The organism is Armatimonadota bacterium, assembly GCA_031081585.1.
Classification (GTDB): domain Bacteria; phylum Sysuimicrobiota; class Sysuimicrobiia; order Sysuimicrobiales; family Humicultoraceae; genus Geohabitans; species Geohabitans tengchongensis.
Map to the genome: position 1 here is coordinate 52,076 of JAVHLY010000002.1, position 23,568 is coordinate 75,643.

The following is a 23,568-nucleotide window of genomic DNA, read 5'->3' on the forward strand; positions in this document are numbered from 1 at the left end:
GGCGGGTGATGACGTCGGCGGTCCTCCTCTCCTGGAGCGGCGGCAAGGACAGCCTGCTGGCCCTGCTCGCCCTGGAGGCGGCGGGGGAACGGGTCCAGGCGCTCATCACCACCGTCACCGCGGTGTACGATAGGGTGAGCATGCACGGCGTGCGCCGCGTCCTGGTGGAGCAGCAGGCGCAGGCGCTGCAGCTCCCGCTGGTGACCGTGGTGTTGCCCGCCGAGACGACCAACGCGGTCTACGAGGCGCGGTTGGCCGAGGCCTTGACGCCATGGCGCGACCGCGGCCTGCACCGCGTGGCCTTCGGGGACCTCTTCCTGGCGGACGTGCGCGCCTACCGCGAGACCCTGATGGCGCGGCTCGGCCTGGAGCCCGTCTTCCCCATCTGGGGCCGCGACACGGCGGAGGCTGCCCGCACCTTCGTGCGCGACGGCTGCCGCGCCGTGGTCACGTGCGTCGACGGTGAGGTCCTGGACCGGAGCTGGGCCGGACGCGCCTTCGACGCGGCCTTGCTGGCCGCGCTGCCTCCGGGGGTGGACCCCTGCGGCGAGCGCGGGGAGTTCCACACCTTCGTCACCGCCGGGCCGCGGCTCGGCCCTGGCGTGCGCGTGGAGCGGGGCGCGGTGGTCACCCGGGGGCGCTGGCACTTCGCCGACCTGCTCCCGGCAGGCGGAGCCGCGGTCTCGGAGCCGCCGGCGTCGGCCGCGCCGGTCGAGTCGGGCGAGCTCCCGGAGACGGCAGTTCGGGTGGAGGTGAGGACGTGATGCGTGGATGGCTCGGACGACGGTCCGAAGAGGTCCCGGGCCCCGTGGGCCAGGGGAGGCCCGCCCTCGCTCCCCGCCACCTGGCTGTGGCCCTCCTGATCGTGGCGGCGGCCGCCTCCCGCCTCCTCCCGCACCCGCCGAACGTCACCCCGGTAGCGGCCATGGCCCTCTTCGGGGGGGCCGCGTTCGTCGACCTGCGCCTGGCCGTCCTGGTCCCGCTGGGCGCCATGGTGCTGAGCGACCTGGTCCTGGGCCTGCACGCCACGATCCCCTTCGTCTACGCCGCCCTGGCCGCCACAGCCCTCATCGGACGGCTGTTGCGCGGCCGCCGCCGGCCTGCCCCGCTCGTGGCGGCCTCGCTGGCGGCATCCACGCTCTTCTTCCTGGTGACCAACTTCGGGGTCTGGCTCGTCGGAGGGCTCTACCCGAAGACGGCGGCCGGTCTCGTCGCCGCGTACGTGGCCGGGCTCCCCTTCTTCCGCAACACGCTGTTGGGCGACCTGGCCTTCACCGTCCTGCTCTTCGGCGGCTTCGCCCTCCTGGAGCGCACGGTGCCAGCCCTGCGGGCGTCGGCCCGGTCCCCCGGGACGGCGTGAGGCGGGCCATGCCCACAGCAGGGTGACGCGCACGGCAGTGGGGCCGGCGGTGCGGTCCCGGTCGCGGGCGTGGCTGGCCGGTGCAGCCCTGGCCGTGGGCGTGCTGGCGCTGGCCCTGCGCAGTGGCGGTGATCTCCCCGGGTCACCTTCAGGGCCGTCGGTGCGGCCCGCGGCGCCGTCAGCCCGCGTCCATAGGCCGACGTCCGCCCTGCGTCCGCCCACGGCAGAAGAGGAAGGCCACCCTCAGCCGCTCCGGACAGCAGACGCCGGGACGTCGTCCGGAGGGCGGTCGGCCGCACTCCCCTCGGGCGGCGCGACCACACCTCAGTCCAGGGTGGCACCCGGGCCGGTGCCGGAGCGCCCCCGGCACGTGCAGGCCCGGGAGCGGCATCGCCGGTCCTCGCCGGCCGCACCGGTCCCCGGCGTCTCCGTGCGCGCCAGCCCGCACGTCGCGCCACCGGCTCAGGCGCAGCCGCAACGGCCGGAGCCTCGGGCCACAGCGGGCTCCGCAGCGCCCCATGCGGCCCGCAGGGCCCGACCGGGTGCGGCCGCGGGGAGTGTCGCAGGGAGGAGCGTACGACAGGGGAGCGCGCCCGCCAGCGCGCAGGAGCCGCAGAGCACCGAAGCGCCGGGTTCTGTCGCAGGATCGCCTTCGCCGGCCGACCCCGTGCCGTCGGCCTCCCCGGCGCCGGGCGCCGAGTCGGGGCAGGCCATTCCTTCAGCGCCGGCCGCAGCCCCGCCTCTCGTCCCTGCACCGGTTCCCTCGCCGGCGCCTCTCTCCGTGCTCACGCCTCCCACCGTCCTGGAGGCTCCCCCGCTCCACCCGCTGCTGCGCGGCCGGGTAACGGCGGGTCCCGGGGAGGTCAGCGCGCTGGAGCAGGTGCCGGTGCGCGGCCGGCTGCGTGTCCGGCTGCTCGTGCGGACCGACGGCTCCGTAGGCCAGGCCGTGGTCGTGGTGCCAAGCGGTGACCCTGCCCTCGACCGGGTCGCCGTGGAGGGGCTGCGTCGCTGGCGGTTCGCCCCGGCGCGCCGCGACGGGGTCCCCATCGAGGCCTACCTCTTGCTCTGGGTGACCTTCCACGACTGAGCGGGCGGTGGGCGACGTGAGCGAGGTGCGCCACGGAGGGGCCGTCGGCGAGGGCGCGCCCCCGATGCTCGCCATCGATCCGGGGCGGGCCAAGTGCGGCGTGGCTGTCGGCCGCCGGGGAGCGATCCTGGCCCGGGCGGTGGTGCCGCTGGACGCCCTGGCCCACACGGTGCAGGCCTGGGTCGAGGCGTTTGGGGTGGGCGAGGTGCTCCTGGGTGCGGGGACCGGCCACGACCGGGTGCGCGCCCTCCTGGCCGCCGTTCCCGGTCTGCCTCCGGTGCGGATCGTCGCGGAGCGCGGCTCCACCCTGGAGGCGCGCCGGCGCTACTTCGCCGAGCACCCGCCGCGCGGGTGGCGCCGCCTGATCCCGCGCTCGCTGCAGGTGCCGCCGGAGGAGTACGACGACTACGCCGCTGTGGTGCTCATCGAGCGCGTCACCGCAGGCGGGTGAGGGCGCGCACCGGGGGCACGCGTCAGGGCGGCGTCCCCACGACCACGACCGCCGACGGGAAGAAGAAGTTGCCGCGTGCGGCACCCATCGTCCCGTAACTGCTCCACCCGGCCCCGGTCAGGTCCGCCATGCGCACCACCCGGTGGTTCTCGTCCGTCACGTAGACCCGTCCCGCGGCGTCAAGGGCGATCCCCGTGGGGAAGACGAACTCGTGGCGCCCGGCACCGGTCCGGCCCAGCGCCGTCCAGCCGGCGCCGGTCATGTCGTCGACGCGCACGACGCGGTCGTTGGCCGAGTCGGTGACGTAGAGGCGCCCGCGGTCGTCCACGGCGATCCCCGTGGGATGGTCGAAGGTGCCGGGACCCGAGCCCCGCCGGCCGAGCGCCGTCCACCCCGCCCCGGTCAGGTCGTCGATGCGGATGATGCGGTCGTTGAGGGCGTCGGTCACATAGATGCGGCCGGCGCGGTCGACGGCCACATCCTGCGGAAACCCGAACTCGTGCGTCCCCCTGCCACGCCTCCCGTACGCCGTCCACCCGCTGCCCGTCAGGTCGTTCACCCGCACGATCCTGGCGTTGCTGGCGTCGGCGATGTAGATGCGCCCCTGGCCGTCCAGGGCGATGCCCGCCGGCAGGTCGAACTCGTGAGGTCCCGACCCGCGACGGCCGTAGGCTACCAAGTTCCGCCCGGTGATGTCGTCCACCCGGACCAGGCGGGCGGCGGTGGCGTCGGTGAAGTAGATCCTGCCCGCCCCGTCGACGGCGACGCCCGATTGGAACGCGAACGTGCGTTCGCCAGCCTGTCCGGGCAACACAGCCCAGCCCGTGCCCCGCATGTCCGCCATCCGGACCACCCGGCCGTTCCCGGCGTCGTTCAGGTAGATGGCGGAACCCGCCTGGGTCTGGGCGGTTCCGGCGGCAGTCCCGGCCATGAGTCCGGCCGCACTCCCGGCCATGAGGAAGATGACCCCGATCAGACGGTGTCGCGTAGTCATGGACGGCGAGGAAGGATATCATGGGGTCCCGTCGAACGTCTATTCAGGGCCGTAGTGGGGCATGAGAGTAAGGTTGCGACTTGACAGGCTCATCAGCCCGGCCCGTACACTGGAGACGCGCCCGTGGTCCAGCGGGGCGCGGCCTCAGTGTTTCATCGCGTGTCCTGATGTATCGCGGCGGTCGGTTCCGCCGCGCACCTGACGACAGACTCAGAACTGGTTCAGACGGCGTTTGCCGCGCTGCTGTCATTGTGAGCCGTCTCCGCCATCCGGCCCGTCCGGGCCCAGGGCGGCTCCACCGCCAGGAGGAGGTGATGGAGGAAGTGCATTGCGGGGAGACGGGATGGGGGAGAGCCGCGAGCCGGACTCCCGGGGTGAGGACGGAGGAAACACGACCACTCTGCACCAGCCCCTGGATCAGCCGGCTCGACCTCAGACCCTGAAGGGGGTTGGGAGCAGATGAGGTACCTCGCGTTTGCCATCGCAACGGTGCTCTCACTGGCACTCGTTGCTCCCGCCTTCGCTCAGCCGTTCGCCGATGTGCCCACCGACCACTGGGCCTTCGACGCGATCGCCGAGCTGGCGGCGAAAGGTCTCATCGAGGGCTACCCCGATGGGACGTTCAAGGGCGACCGGGCCATGACCCGGTACGAGATGGCCATGGTCGTGGCCAGGCTGCTGGCCCGCATCGAGGCCATCAAGATCCCCGAGCCTCCCAAGATCCCACCGCCGGAAGTGCGGCGTGCGGACCTCGACGCCGTGCGCACGAAGCTCGCCACCGTCCAGCGGCTCGTGAACGAGTTCCGCGCCGAGCTGGCCGCGCTGGGCGTGCGCGTGACTGCGGTGGAGGAGGAGCTGCAGGCCCTCCGGGCCCGCCTCGACAACACCAAGGTGACCGGGGACTTCCGGTTCCGCTACAACATCTTCCCGCAGGGCTCGCCCAGCGGGTCGGGCACCGGCCGGGCTCCCGACGCCCGCCTCCGGGCCCGTCTCACCTTCACCGGCCAGGTGACCCCGGCCGTGAAGGCCACGGTCCGGCTGTGGGCCGCCAATAACGCCGGTGCGGGGAACTTCGACGTCCGATTCGGTAACACTGCGGTGTTCAACAGCGTCGCCTTCGACTTGGCCTATCTGGACATCAACACGGCGTGGGGGATTCCCATCGCATGGCGGGTCGGCCGGCAGCCCATCACGCTGGGCGGCACGCCCAACTGGGGCTTCGGCGTCGGCCTGCTCTTCGACCATGCCAATGCCGGGTGGACCACCGGCGTGAACGACGGCGTCACCGCCAACTTCAACGTCGGCCCGCTCAAGCTCTTCGCCTTCGTCGCCCAGGACAACCAGACCTCGACGGGCAGCGGCCTGGGCAGCGCGCCCCTGCTGAACTACTGGGGCGTGCGCGGCACCTTTGACATCATGCCGGGCTGGACGCTCGGGGCCTCCTACTACACGGAGCGCAACCCGCTCTCCGTGGCGGGCGGCCCGTTGGGTGCGGCGGCCGGTGTCCCGGCGGCCTCCACGCGCGGCAACGGCTTCAGCGTCGACCTCGGCGGCACGCTCATCTCCGGCCTGAACTTCTACGGGGAGTACGCCTCGTGGACGTTCACGGGGCTGTCGGCCGCCAGCGCCTGGCGGGCGGGGGTCTCGCTCAACCTGGCCACCCTGGCCGGGTTGACCACCTTCTCGCCGGTGCTCGACATCTGGTACAAGAACTACGGTCCGCTGCCGGCGGGCGGGGACGTGCCCGTCTACACCTACGCGTGTGACGAGATCCTCTTCAGCGCGACCGACTGCTGGAACATGCGCGGGTGGGGCACGAACCTCAGCCTGACCTTCTCGCCCACGGTGAACGCGGCGCTCACCTACGAGTCCTACACCCGGATCAACACCGCACCCGGCTCGGGTGTGGCCTCCGGGGCCAGCGTCAGCACCTTCTGGGCGCGGCTGAACTGGACCATCGCGCCGCGCACCACGCTCAGCCCGATGTGGTTCCGGCAGACCGTCGCCGGAGCTGACACGACGAACTTCTACCGGGTGCAGCTCACCTACTCCTGGTAGAGCAGGGAACGGGGCGCCCCCGGGGAAACTCTCCCCGGGGGCGTTTTCGTTTCCTCATACGCACACGTCGTCCGCGACCCAAGGGGGGATGGTGTGAAGATCGCCTTCGTGCTGGTCCTCCTCCTACCGCTGGCCCAGCTCGTCCCTGGCTGCGACCGGGAACCCGGGCAGCCCGAGGTCATCGGCTGGGTGGAGGCCAAACGCTACGACCCCTCCGGGGGGGAGTTCATCCTCGTCATCAACGGGCACGATTACGCCGCCCCCTTCCCCTTCTGGCAGCAGGTGCAAGTGGGCGACCTGGTCAAGCAGCAGGGGGGCGTGTGGTCGATCGTCCGCCGCCGGGGGACCTGACCGCTCCCCTCTGGGGTAGTGCCCGCCGGGGCCTCCATGCCTGAGGGAGGTGAAGCAGGTGAGAGTCACCAGGGCCATGATGCGAAGGGTGCCTGCCCGCCGGGTGGGATCTCTCCTCCTGGCAGTCTTCGCCGGTGTCGCCCTGGCCCCGCCCTCGGGAGCCAGGGTCACGGCCCAACAGGTGGGTCCCATCGCCATCCTGCCCTTCGCGGACGAAGTTGGGATGCGTGGCGCGTTGGCTCGCTTCGCTACCCTCCGCCTGGCCCAGAGCCTCGCCCAGCGTGGGTACCCGATCGTGCCTGCTGCCGACGTGGAACGGGCCATCCGGGAGACAGGGGGGCGGGCTGCCGACCTCCGCACGATCGCGGGTGCCAGCGAAGTGGCTCGACGAGCCGGTGCCCGCCTCTTCATCACCGGGAGCCTCATCCGCGCGGACGTCGATCCAGCGCGTCCCCCGCTGACGCCCGACGAGATCCCGGAAGGTCCTCCGGCGGCGACTGTGGTGCTGGCGATTCACCTCGGGTCTGCGGTGGTTCCGGGCCTCCCGATGCGCACGGAGGTCCATGGATACGATCAGGGGGGTCTGCCGCTCCTCAGGGCCGCCGAGCTGGCCATTGCGGACTTCGTGCGGCGCTTCCCGGACCTGCTGCGGCGGATTCCCACTTCCTGACCTCTCCGCTCCCCTGAACCGCTCCGACACTCTGCGGCATCCAGGAGGAGGACGAGCGGCTGGGGAAATGGCGCGACGGAGGGGATGGCGAGGGGAGGGGCGAGGGTGAGGGGCGAGGGTGAGGGGCGAGGGTGAGGGGCGAGGGTGAGGGGATGGGATCCCTCACCCTCGGATGCTCGATCTAGCCCACGTCCACGCGGTCACGGCCAGGAGCGTCCTGGTCGAGCCAGATGGTCTGGGCGCTGAGGTCGGTGCGGTCGCGGCCCGGTCCGTCCTGGTCCAGGTAGTAGACCTGAGCCACCAGGGGAACCGCGGCCCCCTGCGCGCTGGTGAGCGCGAGGGCAACAGGCAGGAACCACCGTGCCAGTGCACGCTTCATCGTGTCGTCCTCCCTCCGAGCTGGAGTGTCGTGCCAGGGGAGCATAGCCCCTCCCGCCTCCTCCGACTGTTACCCACGACACAGCGCCCGGTCCGCCTTGGTGCTCGTCCGGTGCGAGGATCCGGGCGGATCGGGTGGAATCAGAAGAGGGAGGGGTTGCCCGCGTGCCCACGTCGTCCCAAGCTGCCGAGGTCCACCCCGCCGGGGGCCCACGTCTGGCCATCACCCTCGCCGGCATCACCTTCCCCACGCCGGTGCTGGCCGCCCCCGGGCCGCTGGGCTTCGGGCGGGAGGTCCAGGGGGCGGTGGACCTGCGCGCCTTCGGGGGGTTCATCACCAAGTCGGTGACCCTGGAGCCCCGCGAGGGGCACGCGCGGCCGCACGTGGTCGAGGTGGACGGCGGCTGGCTGAACGCCGTCGGGCTGCGCAACCCAGGCCTGGCTGCTTTCCTGGTGAAAGACCTCCCTTTCCTGCGCACGCTGGGCATCCCCATCGTGGTCAGCGTGGCCGGCACGACGGTCGAGGAGTTCGTCCGTCTGGCCGAGTGGCTGGACGCCGAGGACGGGGTGGCCGCCATCGAGCTGAACGTCTCCTGCCCCAACGTGCACGCCGGCCAGCGCTTCGGCAGTGAGCCCCGCCTGACGGAGGAGCTGGTGGCGGGCGTGCGGCGGGCCACCCGGCGGCCGCTCATCGTCAAGCTCACCCCCAACGCCACCGACGTGACGGCGGTGGCGCGTGCCGCGGCCGGGGCGGGCGCGGACGCCTTCGGGTGCGTGAACACGCTGGCCGGGCTGGCCATCGACCCGGGCACCCGCCGCCCTCGGCTGGGCGCCGGGCTTGGCGGCCTGTCGGGGCCGGCGATCCGGCCGGTTGCGGTGCGCCTCACCTGGGAGGTGGCGCGCGCCACCGGTCTCCCGGTCATCGGCATGGGCGGGGTCCTCACGGCCGAGCACGCGCTGGAGTTCCTGCTGGTGGGGGCCCACGCCGTGGGCGTGGCGTCTGCCGTGCTGGTGGATGCGGAGGCACCGCGCCGGATCACCGCGGGCCTCGCCACCTACCTGCAGCAGCACGGGTTCAGCGACATCCGCCAGGTGGTCGGTGCGGTCGAGGGCCTGCCGGATGAGGCCCCGGGCCTGGCGCTCGCCGCGGAGGGCTGGAGTGGCTGAGCTGGTCGTCGCCCTGGACGTCCCCGACCTGTCCCGGGCCCGCGCCCTGCTGGACAGGCTCGAGGGGATCGTCACGCACTTCAAGGTGGGGCTGGAACTCTTCACCGCGACAGGGCCCCAGGCCGTGGCGCTGGTACGGGAGCGGGGCGGGGTAGTCGTCCTGGACCTCAAGCTGCACGACATCCCCCACACCGTCGCCGGCGCCGTCCGCGCCGCTGCGCGCCTGGGCGCATCGTACCTGACCGTGCACCTGGCCGGCGGGGAGGCGATGGTGCGGGCGGGCGCTGCCGCGGCCCGGGAGGCCGGCGGGCCGCGGTTGCTCGGCGTCACACATCTGACCAGCGAGCCGCTCCCGATCGGTCAGGAGGGCGACCACGACCGCCGCGTGCAGGAGCAGGCGCGGTGGGCGGCTTCGCTGGGCATGGACGGGACGGTCGTGGCCGTCCGCGAGGTGGGGCTCGTGCGCGCCGCCTGTCCCCGCGGCTTCCTCACGCTCACCCCCGGGGTGCGGCCGCGCGGCTGGCCGGCCGAGGACCAGCAGCGCGTCGCCACCCCAACCGAGGCGGCGCAGGCGGGGGCCGACCTGGTCGTGGTGGGCCGGCCCATCGTCGAGGCCGGGGATCCTGCGGTCGCGGCGCGTGCGATCCTCGAGGAGCTGCGGCTGGGGAGCGCCGCTCCCACCTAGCCATGGCGTCCTTCGCGGAGATCTTCCGGCGCCACCCCCTCTACCAGGAGGGGCACTTCCTCCTCAGCTCGGGGATGCACAGTCCCACCTACATCCAGATCGCCCTCCTCCTCCAGCACCCCACCGAGACCGCCGAGGCCTGCCGCGAGCTCGCCGACCGGTTCCGCGACCGGGGCGTCGAGGTCGTGGTCGGGCCGGCCATCGGGGCGATCGTCCTGGCCTACGAGGTGGCCCGCCAGCTGGGGGCGCGGGCGCTGTGGACGGAGCGGGAGGAAGGCCGGATGGCCCTGCGCCGCTCCTTCACGGTGCGCCCGGGGGAGCGCGCGCTCGTCGTCGAGGACGTCGTGACCACCGGAGCGGCGGTGGGCGAGGTGAAGCGGCTGCTCGAGGCCCACGGCGCCCAGGTGGTGGGGATCGGGGCCCTGGTCGACCGCAGCGGCACGGCGCTCACCCTGGGGGTCCCCTTTGAGGCGCTGGTCACCGTGGAGGCGGAGGCCTACCTGCCGGCCCTCTGTCCCCTCTGCCGCGCAGGACTCCCGTTCACGAAACCCGGGAGCCGCACGCACGCCACCCCGGCACCTTGACCGCGCCGCTGCTGCAGGTTGGGCGGAGCGCAGAACCGAACGACCTGGACGCTCCCCCGGTAAATGTTTCCAATATCTAGGTGGCATTTGACAGGTCAGGTGCACCGTTCCTATAATAAATTTTACGTCTTCTGCACCGGCCGCGCACAGGCTGCCTTCCTTCCTGGAGGGGCCGTGTCCCTGCTCGACGACGTCGATGAGATCCTGATTCCCACTGAGGCTCTCCAGCAGCGGATCCAGGAGCTCGGTCGGGCCATCTCTCACGACTACGACGGGCGCGAGCCCCTGCTGGTGGGCATTCTGACTGGATCGTTCGTCTTTCTCGCCGACCTGCTGCGGGCCATCACCATCCCCTGCGCCGTGGACTTCATGGCCACCGCCTCCTACGGGCAGGGGACGGAGAGCTCCGGGATCGTGCGCATCCTCAAGGACCTGGACCAGTCGATCGAGGGGCGCCACGTGGTGGTCGTGGACGACATCATCGACACCGGCTACACCATGGACTACCTGCTGGAGCTCCTGCGCGCCCGCTACCCGGCCTCGCTGGCGGTCTGCGCCCTCCTCGACAAGGTGCCGCGGCGGCGCCGGGAGGTGCGCATCGACTACCGGGGCTTCGAGATCCCCGACCGCTTCGTGGTCGGCTACGGGCTCGACTACGCCGGCCGCTACCGCAACGTCCCCTTCATCTGCGTGCTCAAACCGGAGATCTACCGCTGATGCCCTTCGTCGGCCGCCACCGCACCGCCCGCACCGCCTACGGTTTCGACGACATCGCGCTCGCCCCCGGGACCTCGACGGTCGACCCCGAGGACGTCGACCTCTCCTGGCGCGTCGGTGACCTGACCTTCCCCCTGCCCTTCCTCGGGGCGGCCATGGACAGCGTGGTGGACGTGCGCACGGCCGCGCTGCTCGGCGCGCTGGGGGCGGCGGGTGTGCTCAACCTGGAAGGACTGCAGACGCGCTACCCCGACCCGGAGGTGGCCCTGGAGGCCATCGCCAGCGCTTCGCCGGAGGAGGCGGTGGCGCGGCTCCAGGAGGTCTACCGCCCGCCGGTGCGGGAGGAGCTGGTGGCCGAGCGCGTGGCGGCTATCAAGGCGGCCGGTGTGCCCTGCCTGGTCTCGGTGACGCCGGCCCAGGCCGAGCGCCTGGTCCGTCCGGCGGTGGAGGCGGGCGCCGACGCCGTGCTGGTGCAGTCGACCGTGGTGACCGAGCGCCACCGCAGCCGCCGCGGGGCCAGCCTCTCGCTGCGCGACCTGACCCGCCGGCTGGACGTCCCGGTGATGGTGGGCAACTGCGTGACCTACGACGCCGCCCTCCAGCTCCTGGACGCGGGGGCCGCCGGGGTCTTCGTGGGGGTGGGGCCCGGCGCGGCCTGCACCAGCCGGCGCGTGCTGGGGGTGGGCGTGCCCCAGGCCACCGCCATTGCCGACGTGGCCGCCGCCCGCGACGAGTACCGCCGCCGCACCGGCGTCTACGTACCGGTGGTGGCCGACGGGGGCATCGGGGTGGGCGGGGAGGTGGCCAAAGCCATCGCCTGCGGTGCCGACGCCGTCATGCTGGGCTCGGCCCTGGCCAGGGCCGAGGAGGCGCCGGGCCGCGGCTTCCACTGGGGGATGGCCACGCCGCACGCCGCCCTGCCGCGCGGTACGCGCATCCGCGTGGGGACCTCGGGGACGCTGCGCCAGATCCTGCTGGGCCCCGCCGTGGTGGACGACGGGTCGCAGAACCTGGCCGGGGCGCTGCGCACGGCGTTGGGCATGTGCGGGGCGACGACGCTCGCCGAGATGCACGAGGTGGAGATCGTGCTGGCACCGGCGCTGGCCACGGAAGGGAAGGGGCTGCAGTTCGCCCAGCGGGTGGGGCAGGGGCGGTGACGCGCGGCCGCGCGGTCGAACCGGGCCCGGGCGTGACCGCCCCGGAGGCCGCCCCGGCCGGGCAGCCCGTGCCCCTCCCCGAAGCGCCTTCCGCTACCGACACGGGGCACGACACGGTCATCGTCCTGGACTTCGGCGCCCAGTACGCCCAGCTCATCGCCCGCCGGATCCGGGAGAGCCGGGTCCACAGCCTGATCCTGCCCTTCGACACGCCGGTGGAGGCGCTGCGCCGCCTGCGCCCCGCCGGCATCGTCCTCTCGGGCGGCCCCGCCAGCGTCTACGAGCCGCAGGCCCCCCGCCCCGACCCCGCGCTCTTCACCATGGGCGTGCCCCTGCTGGGCATCTGCTACGGGATGCAGCTGATGGCCCACGCGCTGGGCGGGGAGACCGGACCCGGAGACCACCGCGAGTACGGCCGCACCCGCCTCTACCTGGACCGGCGCGAGCCGCTCTTCGGGCGCCTGGAAGACCGCCTGATCTGCTGGATGAGCCACGGCGACGCCGTCCGGCGCCTCCCGCCGGGGTTCGAGCGGCTGGCGCACACCGACGGCGGGACCATCGCCGCCATGGGCGACCACGCCCGCCGACTCTACGGCGTGCAGTTCCACCCCGAGGTTTCCCACACGCCCTGGGGAGTGCAGGTCCTGCGCGCCTTCCTCTTCGAGGTGTGTGGGTGCCGCCCCACCTGGACGATGGCCTCCTTCGTCGACCGCGCCGTCGACGCCGTCCGGCGGGCCGTGGGGGAGGGGCGGGCCCTCTGCGCCCTCTCCGGCGGGGTGGACTCGGCCACGGCGGCGGCGCTGGTCCACCGGGCCATCGGCGACCGGCTGACCTGCATCTTCGTCGACCACGGCTTCCTGCGGGCCGGCGAGCCCGAGCAGGTGGTGCGCACCTTCCGCGACCTCTACGGGGTGCGGCTCGTCCACGTGGACGGCCGGGCGCGATTCCTCGCGCGCCTGCGCGGCGTCACCGACCCCGAGGCCAAGCGGCGGCGCATCGGCGAGGAGTTCGTGCGCGTCTTCGAGGAGGAGGCGGCGCGGGTGGGGGACGTGGACGTGCTGGTCCAGGGGACCCTCTACCCGGACGTCATCGAGAGCGGGACCCGCACCGCCGCGCGCATCAAGACCCACCACAACGTGGGCGGGCTCCCCGAGCGCATGCGGTTGCGCCTGGTCGAACCGCTGCGCGAGCTCTTCAAGGACGAGGTGCGCGAGGTGGCCCGCGAGCTTGGGCTGCCCGACGCCATCGTGGAGCGCCACCCCTTCCCCGGCCCGGGGCTGGCCATCCGGGTCGTCGGCGAGGTGACGGAGGCGCGGCTGGACCGGCTGCGCGCCGCCGACGCCATCGTCCGGGAGGAGGTGCGGCGCGCCGGGCTCCACCGCGACCTCTGGCAGGCCTTCGCCATCCTCCTCCCCGTGGCCAGCGTCGGGGTGCAGGGGGACGCGCGCGCCTACGGCGAGGTGGTGGTGGTGCGGGCGGTGACCAGCGAGGACGGGATGACGGCGGACTGGGCTCGCCTGCCCGACGACCTGCTGGAGATCCTGGCCAGCCGCATCACCCGGGAGGTGCGCGGGATTACCCGGGTCCTCTACGACGTCACCAGCAAGCCCCCGGCCACGATCGAGTGGGAGTAGGACGTTGACTGAGTCATTGGGTCCAATCTACTCTCCTGTGGAGTGGCTCCCGTGACGATCCACGAGGCCAAGACGCACCTTTCCCGGCTCATCCGACGGGTGGTCCGGGGTGGGGCGGTCGTCATCACCCGAGGGATTCCCGTCGCCCGCCTGGTGCCGGTGACGGCCGAATCGGCAGGGATGCGGCGGTTGGGCCTCGATGCGGGCCTGGTGGCGATCGAAGAAACGTTCGATGAGCCTCTGCCCCAGGAAGTCGCCACAGCCTTCACGTGGCGGGCCTGCCCCCGCGCCCAGTGATCCATTCGACCGGCTCCTGATCGCGCCAGCGCCGCTGGAAGGGCTGACGATCCTGACGGCTGACCGCCATTTCGAGGCGTATGGCGTCCCCCTCGTCCAGACCTGATCTCCGCCTCGAGCGCACCACGGCGCCGCCCGTAGCCGCGTCGTGCTCGCGCCGATGTGGCCGGTGAGCGTTGGATGACACGCGGCGACGGTCTGCTGGCCGGCCTCAACCCGCCCCAGCGCCAGGCGGTCGAGCACCCGGGAGGCCCGCTGCTCATCCTGGCCGGTGCCGGCTCGGGGAAGACCCGGGTCCTGGCCTACCGTATCGCCCACCTGATCCGGGTCCGCGAGGTGCGGCCCGGTCGCATCCTGGCCGTGACCTTCACCAACAAGGCGGCCAACGAGATGCGCGAGCGGGTGGACCGCCTGGTGGGCAGTGCCGTCGGACGGGCCATCTGGATCGGCACCTTCCACCACCTCTGCAGCCGCCTGCTGCGGCGCCACGGCGAGCGGGTGGGGCTGCCCCGCCACTTCGTCGTCTACGACGCGGACGACCAGCGAACGCTGGTCCGCGAGGTGCTGGGCGCGCTGGGGCTGGACGAACGGCGCTTCCCGCCGGCGCTTCTGCTGGGCATGATCGGCAAGGCCAAGGACGAGATGCTGGGGCCGGCGGAGTACGCCGCCCGGGCGGAGAACCTCTACGAGGAGATCGCCGGCAAGGTCTACGCCGCCTACCAGGCGGCCCTGCGGGAGCGGGGCGCCGTCGACTTCGACGACCTGCTGCTGGAGACGCTGCGCCTCTTCGAGGAGGCGCCCGAGGTCCTGCGCGAGTACCAGGAACGCTTCCTGCACATCCTGGTGGACGAGTACCAGGACACCAACCGCGCGCAGTACCGGATCGTCCGCGCGCTGGCCGCCCGTCACCGCAACCTGTGCGTGGTGGGGGACGACGACCAGTCGATCTACCGGTGGCGCGGGGCCGACATCAGGAACATCCTCGACTTCGAGCGCGACTACCCGGACGCCACCATCGTCAAGCTCGAGCAGAACTACCGCTCGACGAAGACGATCCTGGCGGCCGCCACCGAGGTCATCCGCCACAACCCCCACCGCCACGAGAAGCGCCTGTGGACGGCCAACCCCGAGGGGGAGCCGGTGCAGGTGTACGAGGCCTACGACGGGCACGACGAGGCCCGCTTCGTCGTCGATGTCATTCGCCGGGAGGCCGCGGCCGGCCGCCCCTACCGCGACGTCGTCGTCCTCTACCGCACCAACGCCCAGTCCCGCCTCTTCGAGGAGCAGTGCCTGCGCGCCGGCATCCCCTACCAGGTGGTGGGCGGGGTGCGCTTCTACGAGCGCAAGGAGGTCAAGGACCTCCTGGCCTACCTGCGGCTGGCCCTGAACCCCCAGGACCTGGGCAGCTTGCGGCGGGTGGTGAACACGCCCCGCCGTGGCATCGGCGAGGTCTCCCTGGCCCGCCTGGAGGCCTACGCGGCGGCGCACGGGATGACGGTGCTCGAGGCCATGGCCGCCCCCGAGGCCCTGGCCGAGCTGCCCCGGCCGGTCGTCCGGGCGGCGGGGGAGTTCCTCGGGATCGTGGAGCGCATCCGGGACCGCGCCGGCCGCGTCCGGGTCAGCGACCTGATCGAGCAGACCATCGTCGAGACCGGCTACCAGGCCATGCTCGAGGCGGAAGGGACCGACGAGGCCTACTCCCGGCTGGAGAACCTGCGCGAGCTGGTCACGGTGGCGCGCGAGTTCGAGCAGGTCACCGGAGAGGAGACCCTCGAGGCCTTCCTCCAACACCTGGCGCTCATCACCGACGTGGACACCTGGCAGGAGCAGGCCGATCGGGTGACGCTGATGACCCTCCACAGCGCCAAGGGGCTGGAGTTCCCCATCGTCTTCCTGGTGGGGATGGAGGAGGGGATCTTCCCCCACGCCCGCAGCCTGGAGGAGGAGGGCGGGCTGGAGGAGGAGCGGCGCCTCTGCTACGTGGGGATGACCCGGGCCAGGGAGCGTCTCTACCTGACCTACAGCCGCCAGCGCACCCTCTTCGGCACCCCCCAGCCGGCCATCCCTTCCCGCTTCCTGGACGAGGTCCCCCAGTCCCTGCTGCGCCCGGCCGCCACCCCCCGCCCGGCCGGTGAGGAGGAACCGCCCGGGCCCCTGGCCTGGGCGGAGGAGGCCCGGCGCGTGGTCGTGCCCCCGACCGGCTCCCTGGTGCGCCACGCCACCTTTGGGGACGGCCGGGTCCTGGAGGTGGAGGGGGAGGGGGTCCTGGCGGTGATCACCGTCCAGTTCGCCGCCGGGGTCAAGCGCCTGGCCGCCGGCTATGCCCCCCTGGAGGTGATCCAGACCCCTTGAGGCTGGGAGAAGGGGTCACCGGCCGACCCGAGGAATACTCGAATGCTCTAGGATGTACGACGATAATCTCGAGTACACGCAGGGAGCCGGGCTGGGCCCGTCGACGGGCCCGCGTCCGGTCGCCACGGTTCGGCAAGAGACCGGGACGGCACCGGCCGTCGTAGGAGGGAGGAGGATGCGGAGGAGTGCACTGGCTCTGCTCGTGGCGTTCGTCCTGGCCGGGACGACCGCGGCGCTGAGTGCAGCCGCCCCGGCGCCCCGCTTCAGCCTCCCCGGGATCCCGAACCCCGGGGTGAACATGCGGGCGCCGGAGATCGGGAAGTACGGCGGGACGTACATCATCTCCCAGATCTCCGACCCCCGGACCTTCAACCCCATCGTCGTGCAGGACACCGCCTCAGGGGCGGTCACGGGGGCGTTCGCGGATGGGCTCGTCGAGCAGAACTACCTCACCGGGGAGATCGAACCCTCGCTGGCGGAGTCCTGGAGCGTCAGCCCGGACGGGCGCACCTGGACCTTTACCCTCCGGGAGGGGATCGTCTGGTCGGACGGTCAGCCGCTCACCACGGCGGACGTGGAGTTCAGCGCCAAGGCGATCTTCACCCCGGGCGTGGACAACAGCTTCAGGAACCTGCTGACCTTCCGCGGGGAGCCCGTCCGCTGGCGCGTGCTGGACCGCCGCCGCATCCAGTTCATGACCCCGCGCAACCAGCCCCCGGTGGGACTCTTCCTGCGGTTCATCGGCTTCCCCATCGTGCCCAAGCACAAGCTCGAGGCGGCGCTGAACGCGGGCGGACAGCAGTTCACCCAGTCCTGGGGCATCAACGCCAACCCTCGGGACATCGTGGGGAGCGGGCCCTTCGTCCTCCAGTCCTACACCCCCGGCCAGCGGGTGATCATGCTGCGGAACACCCGCTACTGGAAGGTGGACCGGCAGGGGCAGCGCCTCCCCTACCTGACCCGCTACGTCATCCTGGTCGTGCCCAACACGGAGGCGGCCCGCCTGAAGTTCCTGGCCCGGGAGACCGACGCGTATGGCGCGCGGCCCCGGGAGTTCGCCGAGCTGAAGGCGCTGGAGCGCCAGCACAACTTCACCATCTACGACGGCCCGGAGACCTTCACCCGGGAGTTCCTGGTCTTGAACCAGAACCCCAACGCCCCCATCAGCAAGACGAAGGTGGCCTGGTTCTCCGACGTGCGCTTCCGCCGGGCCCTGGCCCACGCCATCGACCAGCAGACGATCATCAACCAGGTCTACGCCGGCCGGGCCACACCGCCCACCAGCGACGTCAGCGTGGGTAACACGCTCTACTACAACCGCAACCTGCGCCCGTATCCCTATGACCTGAACCGGGCCCAGCAGCTGTTGGCCGAGGCCGGCTACCGCAAGGGGCCCGACGGGGTGCTGCGCGACGCGCAGGGCAACGTCGTCGAGTTCACCATCGTCACCAACGCCGGCAACCAGGACCGCGAGGCCATCGGCAACATCGTCCGGCAGGACTTCGTCAAGCTGGGCATCCGCGCCACCTTCACCACGGAGGCCTTCCCGTCCCTGGTGAGCAAGCTGACCGGGACCTACAACTGGGAGGCCATCATCATCGGCTTCACCGGCGGCATCGAACCCTGCACTGCCCGCAACCTGTGGCTGAGCTCGGGCGACCTGCACATGTGGAACCCCAACCAGAAGCAGCCGGCCACGGCGTGGGAGGCCGAGGTGGACCGGCTCTTCGAGCAGTGCGGGACCGAGGTGGACCAGAACAAGCGCAAGGCCATCCTGGCCCGCTTCCAGGAGGTCGTCTACGAGAACCTGCCGATGCTCTACTTCCCCTACGTCAAGACCCAGCCGGCGCTGCGTAACACCATCGGCAACGTCAAGCTGGGCCTGCAGGGTGTCACAGGCGAGCTGGACACGCGCTACTTCAAGGGCGCGTACCGCCCGTAGGCCGGTGACCGCCCGGGGGCGAGGCACGGCGACCTCGCCCCCGGGCACCCCCCATGCTGCGCTACATCGTCCGCCGCCTGTTCCACATGGTCCCCCTGCTCTTCGGGGTGACCCTCATCTCCTTCATCGTCATCCACCTCTCCCCGGGGGACTTTCTGGCGGAGATCCGCCTCAACCCGGTGGTGGACCCGGCGGTGGTCGAGGAGATGCGCCGCAACCTGGGGCTGGACCAGCCGGTGCACATCCAGTACCTGAAGTGGCTGTGGTCGGTGCTGCACTTCGACTTCGGCTACTCCTTCGCCTACCACGTGCCGGTGAGCTGGCTGCTGGGCAGCCGCCTCCTCAACACCCTCATCCTCAACCTGGGGGCGCTGGTCCTGGCCTGGCTCATCGCCATCCCCATCGGCATCCACGCCGCCACCCGCCAGTACTCCTGGTCCGACAACGCGCTGTCCATGGTGGCCTACCTGGGGATCTCCACGCCGACCTTCTTCTCCGGGCTGCTGCTGCTCTACCTGGCCTTCGTCACGGGCTGGCTGCCCATCGGCGGCATGACCTCCATCGAGTACGACACCCTCCCGTGGTACGGGAAGGTCCTGGACGTGGCCCGGCACATGCTCGTCCCCGCCACGGTGCTGGCCTTCGGCGCGGCGGCGGGACTGATGCGGCAGATGCGGGCCAACCTGCTGGAGGTGCTACGCCAGGACTACGTGCGCACCGCCCGGGCCAAGGGGCTGGCTGACCGGCCGGTGACCTACAAGCACGCCGTGCGTAACGCCATCAACCCCCTCATCACGATCTTCGGCTTCGAGATTGGCGCGCTGCTCTCGGGCTCGGCGATCCTGGAGAACGTGGTCGGCTGGCCGGGGCTGGGCCAGCTCATCCTGGAGTCGGTGGTGCGCAAGGACCTCTACGTCGTCATGGGGGCGCTGCTGCTCGGCAGTGTGACGCTCATCCTGGGGAACCTGATCGCCGACCTCCTCCTGGCGGTGGCCGACCCGCGGATCCGCTATGACTAGCGCCCGCGTCCCCGCCCGCTCGCGCCCGCTGCCCCTGACCGGCCTGGCGACGACGGAGGCGGCGCGGGTGATCCGGCGGACCCCCGGGGAGCTGGCCTGGCGGCAGCTGCGCAAGCACCGCGTGGCCATGGTGGGGTTGGGGATCCTGGCCGTCCTCTACACGATGATGCTCTTCGCGGAATTCCTCGCCCCCTACCCGCTCGACTTCACCGATCGCAACCGCTTCTTCCACCCGCCCATCCTGCCGCGCTTCGTCGACGCCGAGGGGCGCATCCACCTGCGGCCGTTCGTCTACGCCACGACGCTGGTCGACCCGCAGCTGCGCATCTACCGGCCGGACACCTCCCGGCGGTACCCGGTGCGGTTCTTTGTGCAGGGCGAGCCCTACCGCCTGCTGTGGATCATCCCCACCCGGGTGCACCTCTTCGGGGTGGAGGAGCCGGGGCGCATCTTCCTCATGGGCACCGACCAGTTCGGGCGGGACCTCTTCAGCCGCATCCTCTACGGCTCCCGGGTCTCCCTGCTCATCGGCATCATGGTCGTCTCCATCACCATCCCCATCGGCATGGTCTACGGCGGGATCGCCGGCTACTACGGCGGGCGGGTGGACAACATCATGATGCGCGTCGTCGAGGCCATCATCGCCCTGCCTGGCTTCTACCTGCTGATCACCCTCAGCGCCATCCTCCCCACCAACGTGGGGTGCACCACCCGCTTCTACCTCATCGTCATCATCCTGAGCTTCCTTGGGTGGACGGGGTTCTCCCGGCTGATCCGTGGCTACGTCCTCTCCCTGAAGGAGCGGGAGTTCGTCCTGGCCGCCCGGGCCCTGGGGCGGGACGACCTGGGTATCATCCTGCGCCACATCCTGCCCAATACGGCCTCCCTGGTCCTCGTGGTGGCCACCCTGTCGATCCCCGGGGCCATCCTGGGGGAGTCGGGGCTAAGCTTCCTGGGGTTCGGGGTGCGGGAACCCTGTGCCTCCTGGGGCAACCTGCTCACGGCCGGCACCAACCTGATCAACCTCTCCCGGTCGCCCTGGCTACTCTTGCCGGGGGTGTTCATCGTCCTGGCGGTCGTGGCCTACAACTTCCTGGGGGATGGGCTGCGGGATGCCTTCGACCCGCGACTGCGCTCCGGGTGATGGCGGGGGTTCCCCCAAAGGGGACCTCGAAAGCGGATGCGAGCGGATGCCCCCATCCGTGGCTTTCCTGAAGTCGGAGGGTGGAACTTCGGGAGGCCCGGGTCCGTAGGACTTGATGGCTCAAGACTATGGTCTTGTATACTTGAGTCAAGTTCTCGCTATACTGGAGAGCGCCATGGCCCGTAAGCCCGAGCGTGTTACCACCCAGGGGGACCTGCTCACCGTAGCCCAGGTGGCTGCCTACCTCCAGCTCAACCGCCTGACCGTCTACCGCTACATCCGTGAAGGCCGACTCGAGGCGGTGCGGATGGGTCGGACGATCCGGGTTCGGCGGGTGGACGTGCAGCGGTTCCTGGAGGCCCAGCGGGTGGTGCCCAAGGGAGCAGCGCCTTCTCGGCCGGTAGCTCAGCCTGGCCAGCCAGCCCCCTCCAGTCTGGAGAGGGGCTCCGCCCGGCGGCCGCACCCCGTGACCTCTCCCGTCAAGCACAGTGACGAGATCTACGTGGGGCCGCCCCGAGAGGAGCAGAGTCCGTCCCGGGAGGCGGTGGTCACGCCTAGTCCTCTCGACTGGGTGATCCGGGGCCTCCACTGACGGTACGGCGTTACCGACCAACGGCGTGACCGGCCACGGGCGTCAACGGCCAGGGGCCTTTGACGACGGGAACGGCGAAGGGAGGTGACCGCGGGGAGGAGACGGAGAGACCCACGAGGAGGAGACGCGTCGCCGCCCCGGACCGGGGCGGGAGAGAGGAGGGAGAGTGCATGCGGCACTGGAGGTGGTCTTCGCTCCTGCTGGCGCTGGTGGTGACCTTCGGCACCGCCACGCTGGTGGGAGCCGCGCCCGCACGGCCGGCCACGGGGCCGGACACCGTGGTCCTGTTCACCCAGCAGGAACCCTCGTGTCTGGCACCCCAGCCGGACTCCTGTCAGATGTTCGTGGCCTCGGTCATCCGGTCCCTGATCTTCACCGACCTGGTCGGGATGACCAACGAGTGGAAGTACTTCCCGATTCTGGCCGAGAAGATCCCCAACCTCAAGGACGGGGACTGGAAGGTGCTGCCCGGCGACAAGATGCAGGTGACCTGGCGGATCAAGCGCGGGTTCACCTGGCACGACGGCCGGCCGGTCACCGCCCAGGACTGGATCTGGGCCTGGCGCGTGAACATGCACCCCGACTTTCCCACCGCCGGCCGCGACGTAGCCGAGCGCGTGGAGAACATCCTCGCCCCCAACCCCTACCAGATGACGGTGCAGTGGAAGAAGAAGTACGCCTTCGCCAACCTCGGCGCGGCGGGGTCCGGCATCCTGCCCAAGCACGCCACCGAGCGGATCTTCCGGCAGAACCCGGCCCGGTTCGACCAGGCCTGGGGCACGGGCGTGCCGACCATCGGCAACGGGCCCTACGTGCTGCGGGAGTGGCAGAGGGGCTCGTCCATCACCGTGGAGGCCTACCCGAACTGGCAGGGAGTGCCTCCGTACCTGCCCAAGGAGCGCGGCGTGCGGCGCATCGTCTACCGGTTCATCTCTGACACCAACACCATCATCGCCAACATCCTCTCCGGTGCGGCGGACGCCTTCGACGAGACGGCGGTGCCCTTCGTCCAGGGCCTGGAGCTGGAGGCGCGGCTGCAGCGGGAGAACCGGCGCGACTGGGTCCTGCGGGCGGAGCCCGGCCTGATCTGGGAGCACATCGACCTGAACCTGGACAACGTCCACCTGCGCGACAAGCGGGTGCGCCACGCCCTGATCTACGCCATCAACCGCGAAGAGCTGGTCCAGCAGCTCTTCCAGGGCAAGCAGCCCGTCTCCCACTCCTTCCTGCCGGAGAAGCACTACGGCTTCAACCGGAACGTCAAGAAGTACGCCTTCGACCCGGCCCGGGCCCGGCAGCTGCTGGCCGAGGCCGGCTACACCCCGGGGCCCGACGGGATCCTGCAGAAGGGGGGCCAGCGCCTCTCGCTGCGCTTCACCACCACGGCGGGCAACCGCACCCGGGAGCAGGTGCAGCAGATCCTGCAGGCGCAGTGGCGGGCCGTGGGGGTCGAGGTGCGCATCGTCAACCTGCCCGCGCGGGCCTACTTCGGGGACGCGCTGCCGCGGCGCGACTTCGACCTGGCCATGTACGCCTGGGTCTTCAGCCCCACCTCGGACTGCGAGGGGCTCTACACGGGGGACACCATCCCCACCCCCGAGAAGCGCGAGGGGCAGAACTACCCGGGCTACAAGAACGACGAGGTGACGCGCATCTGCCACGCCGTGCCCGAGGAGCTGGACGAGGGGCGGCGGGCGGCGATGTTGCGGCGCGCGCAGGAGCTGTGGGTGGAGGACCTCCCAGTCATCCCGCTCTACCTGCGCTCCGACTACACCGGGCACAAGGCCGGGCTCCAGAACTTCCTCCCGACGGGGGCTGACACGCCGGTCACCTGGAACGCCCCGAGCTGGAGGTGGGTCCGGTAACACGGACGTCCCTGGCGGCGGGGCGGGGGACCTCCCCGCCCCGCCCGCCGGGTCCTGCTGACCGATGAGCCGCTACCTCATCCGCCGTCTGCTCCAGATGATCCCTCTGGTGGTGGGGCTGTCGGTGATCATCTTCCTGCTGCTGGCGGCGGCGCCTGGCGACCCGGTGGACCTGCTGGTCTTCGGGAACCCCAACATCAAGCCCGAGGACGTGGCCCGCCTGAAGCGGCTCTACGGCCTCGACCAGCCGCTGTACATCCGGTACTTCAAGTGGCTATGGGCGGCGCTGCACGGCGACCTGGGCTACTCCCAGGTCTACAAGGTCCCCGTGCTGGCGCTGATGTGGGACCGGGTGGGCAACAGCCTCTGGCTGCAGATCCCGGCGTTCTTCCTCTCGCTGGCGGTCGCGGTCCCGGTAGGGATCTACTCCGCGCTCCACCAGTACTCCACGGCGGACTACATCGCCACCTTCCTGACCTTCTTCGGGGTGTCCATCCCGGCGTTCTGGTTCGGCATCATGATGATCTACCTCTTCGCCGTGTGGCACCCCTGGACGGCCCTGCCGGGGCTCGACTGGCTGCGGCTCCCGGCGGGAGGGTTCAGCACTCCGGGCATCACCCGGGGCCTGGCGCTCTACCTGGACCGGCTGCGCTACATGCTCCTGCCCACCCTGGTGCTGTCGCTCCTCTTCATGGCCTCCTACACCCGGTACACCCGGTCGAGCATGCTGGAGGTGATCCGCCAGGACTACGTGCGGACGGCCCGGGCCAAGGGACTGGCCGAGCAGGTGGTGGTGACGAAGCACGCCCTGAAGAACGCCATGATCCCCATCGTGACCATCGTGGCCCTCTCCATCCCGGCGCTCTTCGCCGGGGCGCCGCTGACGGAGACGGTCTTCGGCTGGCCCGGCGTGGGCCGGTTGCTGGTGGAGGCGGTGCTGGCGGCGGACTTCGCTGTCGCCCAGGGGATCATCATCTTCCTGGCGGCCCTGGTCATCATCTTCAACCTGCTGGCGGACATCGCCTACGCGGTGCTCGACCCGCGGATCCGGTACGACTGAGCGA

The 23,568-nt window shown here is 71.4% G+C and carries 23 protein-coding genes; 21 read left to right on the forward strand and 2 right to left on the reverse strand.

Going from position 1 to position 23,568, the window contains the following annotated elements; translation table 11 throughout:
- Positions 1–8 precede the first annotated feature (8 nt).
- From RB146_01335 to RB146_01350, 4 genes are all read left to right on the forward strand, one after another.
- The gene (locus RB146_01335) at positions 9–764 is read left to right on the forward strand and encodes an ATP-binding protein (protein ID MDQ7827625.1); all 756 of its coding nucleotides are present in this window, start codon (positions 9–11) and stop codon (positions 762–764) included.
- Positions 765–808: 44 nt separating this feature from the next.
- Positions 809–1,360 carry a DUF6580 family putative transport protein gene (locus RB146_01340; protein ID MDQ7827626.1) on the forward strand — a complete coding sequence of 184 codons (552 nt, stop codon included), beginning with the start codon at positions 809–811 and terminating at the stop codon, positions 1,358–1,360.
- A 781-nt stretch (positions 1,361–2,141) separates the two neighbouring features.
- The gene (locus RB146_01345) at positions 2,142–2,447 is read left to right on the forward strand and encodes an energy transducer TonB (protein MDQ7827627.1); all 306 of its coding nucleotides are present in this window, start codon (positions 2,142–2,144) and stop codon (positions 2,445–2,447) included.
- A gap of 7 nt (positions 2,448–2,454) precedes the next feature.
- The gene (locus RB146_01350; GenBank protein ID MDQ7827628.1) at positions 2,455–2,898 is read left to right on the forward strand and encodes a resolvase; all 444 of its coding nucleotides are present in this window, start codon (positions 2,455–2,457) and stop codon (positions 2,896–2,898) included.
- Between the two features lie 22 nt (positions 2,899–2,920).
- Here the strand turns inward: RB146_01350 and RB146_01355 are convergent, their stop codons facing one another.
- Complete coding sequence (locus RB146_01355; GenBank protein MDQ7827629.1) at positions 2,921–3,892, reverse strand: NHL repeat-containing protein; 972 nt, start codon at positions 3,890–3,892, stop codon at positions 2,921–2,923.
- Between the two features lie 459 nt (positions 3,893–4,351).
- On the opposite strand from RB146_01355, the gene RB146_01360 reads away from it, so the two are divergent.
- The 3 genes from RB146_01360 (at position 4,352) to RB146_01370 (ending at position 6,971) form a co-directional block, all read left to right on the forward strand.
- The gene (locus RB146_01360; GenBank protein MDQ7827630.1) at positions 4,352–5,950 is read left to right on the forward strand and encodes an S-layer homology domain-containing protein; all 1,599 of its coding nucleotides are present in this window, start codon (positions 4,352–4,354) and stop codon (positions 5,948–5,950) included.
- A gap of 93 nt (positions 5,951–6,043) precedes the next feature.
- On the forward strand, positions 6,044–6,301 hold the full coding sequence (locus RB146_01365; GenBank protein MDQ7827631.1) for a hypothetical protein: 258 nt from the start codon (positions 6,044–6,046) through the stop codon (positions 6,299–6,301).
- Positions 6,302–6,404: 103 nt separating this feature from the next.
- Positions 6,405–6,971, forward strand: coding sequence for a hypothetical protein (locus RB146_01370; protein MDQ7827632.1), 567 nt, complete (start codon positions 6,405–6,407; stop codon positions 6,969–6,971).
- 181 nt (positions 6,972–7,152) lie between these two features.
- Here the strand turns inward: RB146_01370 and RB146_01375 are convergent, their stop codons facing one another.
- Positions 7,153–7,350 carry a hypothetical protein gene (locus tag RB146_01375; protein ID MDQ7827633.1) on the reverse strand — a complete coding sequence of 66 codons (198 nt, stop codon included), beginning with the start codon at positions 7,348–7,350 and terminating at the stop codon, positions 7,153–7,155.
- A 164-nt stretch (positions 7,351–7,514) separates the two neighbouring features.
- On the opposite strand from RB146_01375, the gene RB146_01380 reads away from it, so the two are divergent.
- From RB146_01380 to RB146_01445, 14 genes are all read left to right on the forward strand, one after another.
- Positions 7,515–8,516 (forward strand): dihydroorotate dehydrogenase, encoded by a 1,002-nt coding sequence (locus RB146_01380; GenBank protein ID MDQ7827634.1) that lies wholly within the window; start codon positions 7,515–7,517, stop codon positions 8,514–8,516.
- Positions 8,509–9,201, forward strand: coding sequence for an orotidine-5'-phosphate decarboxylase (gene pyrF, locus RB146_01385; GenBank protein ID MDQ7827635.1), 693 nt, complete (start codon positions 8,509–8,511; stop codon positions 9,199–9,201). Before RB146_01380 ends, pyrF begins: the two co-directional genes overlap by 8 nt.
- A gap of 2 nt (positions 9,202–9,203) precedes the next feature.
- Positions 9,204–9,785: an orotate phosphoribosyltransferase gene (gene pyrE / locus RB146_01390; protein ID MDQ7827636.1), complete on the forward strand. Its 582-nt coding sequence runs from the start codon at positions 9,204–9,206 to the stop codon at positions 9,783–9,785.
- Positions 9,786–9,965: 180 nt separating this feature from the next.
- Positions 9,966–10,502 carry a hypoxanthine phosphoribosyltransferase gene (gene hpt / locus RB146_01395; GenBank protein ID MDQ7827637.1) on the forward strand — a complete coding sequence of 179 codons (537 nt, stop codon included), beginning with the start codon at positions 9,966–9,968 and terminating at the stop codon, positions 10,500–10,502.
- Positions 10,499–11,659, forward strand: coding sequence for a GuaB3 family IMP dehydrogenase-related protein (locus RB146_01400; GenBank protein MDQ7827638.1), 1,161 nt, complete (start codon positions 10,499–10,501; stop codon positions 11,657–11,659). Before hpt ends, RB146_01400 begins: the two co-directional genes overlap by 4 nt.
- A gap of 68 nt (positions 11,660–11,727) precedes the next feature.
- On the forward strand, positions 11,728–13,293 hold the full coding sequence (gene guaA, locus RB146_01405) for a glutamine-hydrolyzing GMP synthase (GenBank protein MDQ7827639.1): 1,566 nt from the start codon (positions 11,728–11,730) through the stop codon (positions 13,291–13,293).
- 51 nt (positions 13,294–13,344) lie between these two features.
- Positions 13,345–13,590 (forward strand): type II toxin-antitoxin system prevent-host-death family antitoxin, encoded by a 246-nt coding sequence (locus tag RB146_01410; GenBank protein ID MDQ7827640.1) that lies wholly within the window; start codon positions 13,345–13,347, stop codon positions 13,588–13,590.
- 180 nt (positions 13,591–13,770) lie between these two features.
- A complete protein-coding gene (gene pcrA / locus RB146_01415) occupies positions 13,771–15,942 on the forward strand; it encodes a DNA helicase PcrA (GenBank protein ID MDQ7827641.1) in 2,172 nt (723 codons plus the stop codon).
- A gap of 175 nt (positions 15,943–16,117) precedes the next feature.
- A complete protein-coding gene (locus tag RB146_01420; GenBank protein MDQ7827642.1) occupies positions 16,118–17,884 on the forward strand; it encodes an ABC transporter substrate-binding protein in 1,767 nt (588 codons plus the stop codon).
- 53 nt (positions 17,885–17,937) lie between these two features.
- Entirely contained in the window at positions 17,938–18,903 is a 966-nt protein-coding gene (locus RB146_01425; protein MDQ7827643.1) for an ABC transporter permease, read from the forward strand.
- The gene (locus RB146_01430; GenBank protein MDQ7827644.1) at positions 18,896–20,047 is read left to right on the forward strand and encodes an ABC transporter permease; all 1,152 of its coding nucleotides are present in this window, start codon (positions 18,896–18,898) and stop codon (positions 20,045–20,047) included. The genes RB146_01425 and RB146_01430 overlap by 8 nt, the downstream gene beginning before the upstream one ends.
- A 175-nt stretch (positions 20,048–20,222) precedes the next feature.
- The gene (locus tag RB146_01435) at positions 20,223–20,639 is read left to right on the forward strand and encodes an excisionase family DNA-binding protein (GenBank protein MDQ7827645.1); all 417 of its coding nucleotides are present in this window, start codon (positions 20,223–20,225) and stop codon (positions 20,637–20,639) included.
- A gap of 170 nt (positions 20,640–20,809) precedes the next feature.
- The gene (locus tag RB146_01440; GenBank protein ID MDQ7827646.1) at positions 20,810–22,504 is read left to right on the forward strand and encodes a peptide ABC transporter substrate-binding protein; all 1,695 of its coding nucleotides are present in this window, start codon (positions 20,810–20,812) and stop codon (positions 22,502–22,504) included.
- 64 nt (positions 22,505–22,568) lie between these two features.
- Positions 22,569–23,564: an ABC transporter permease gene (locus tag RB146_01445; protein MDQ7827647.1), complete on the forward strand. Its 996-nt coding sequence runs from the start codon at positions 22,569–22,571 to the stop codon at positions 23,562–23,564.
- Positions 23,565–23,568: the final 4 nt, after the last annotated feature.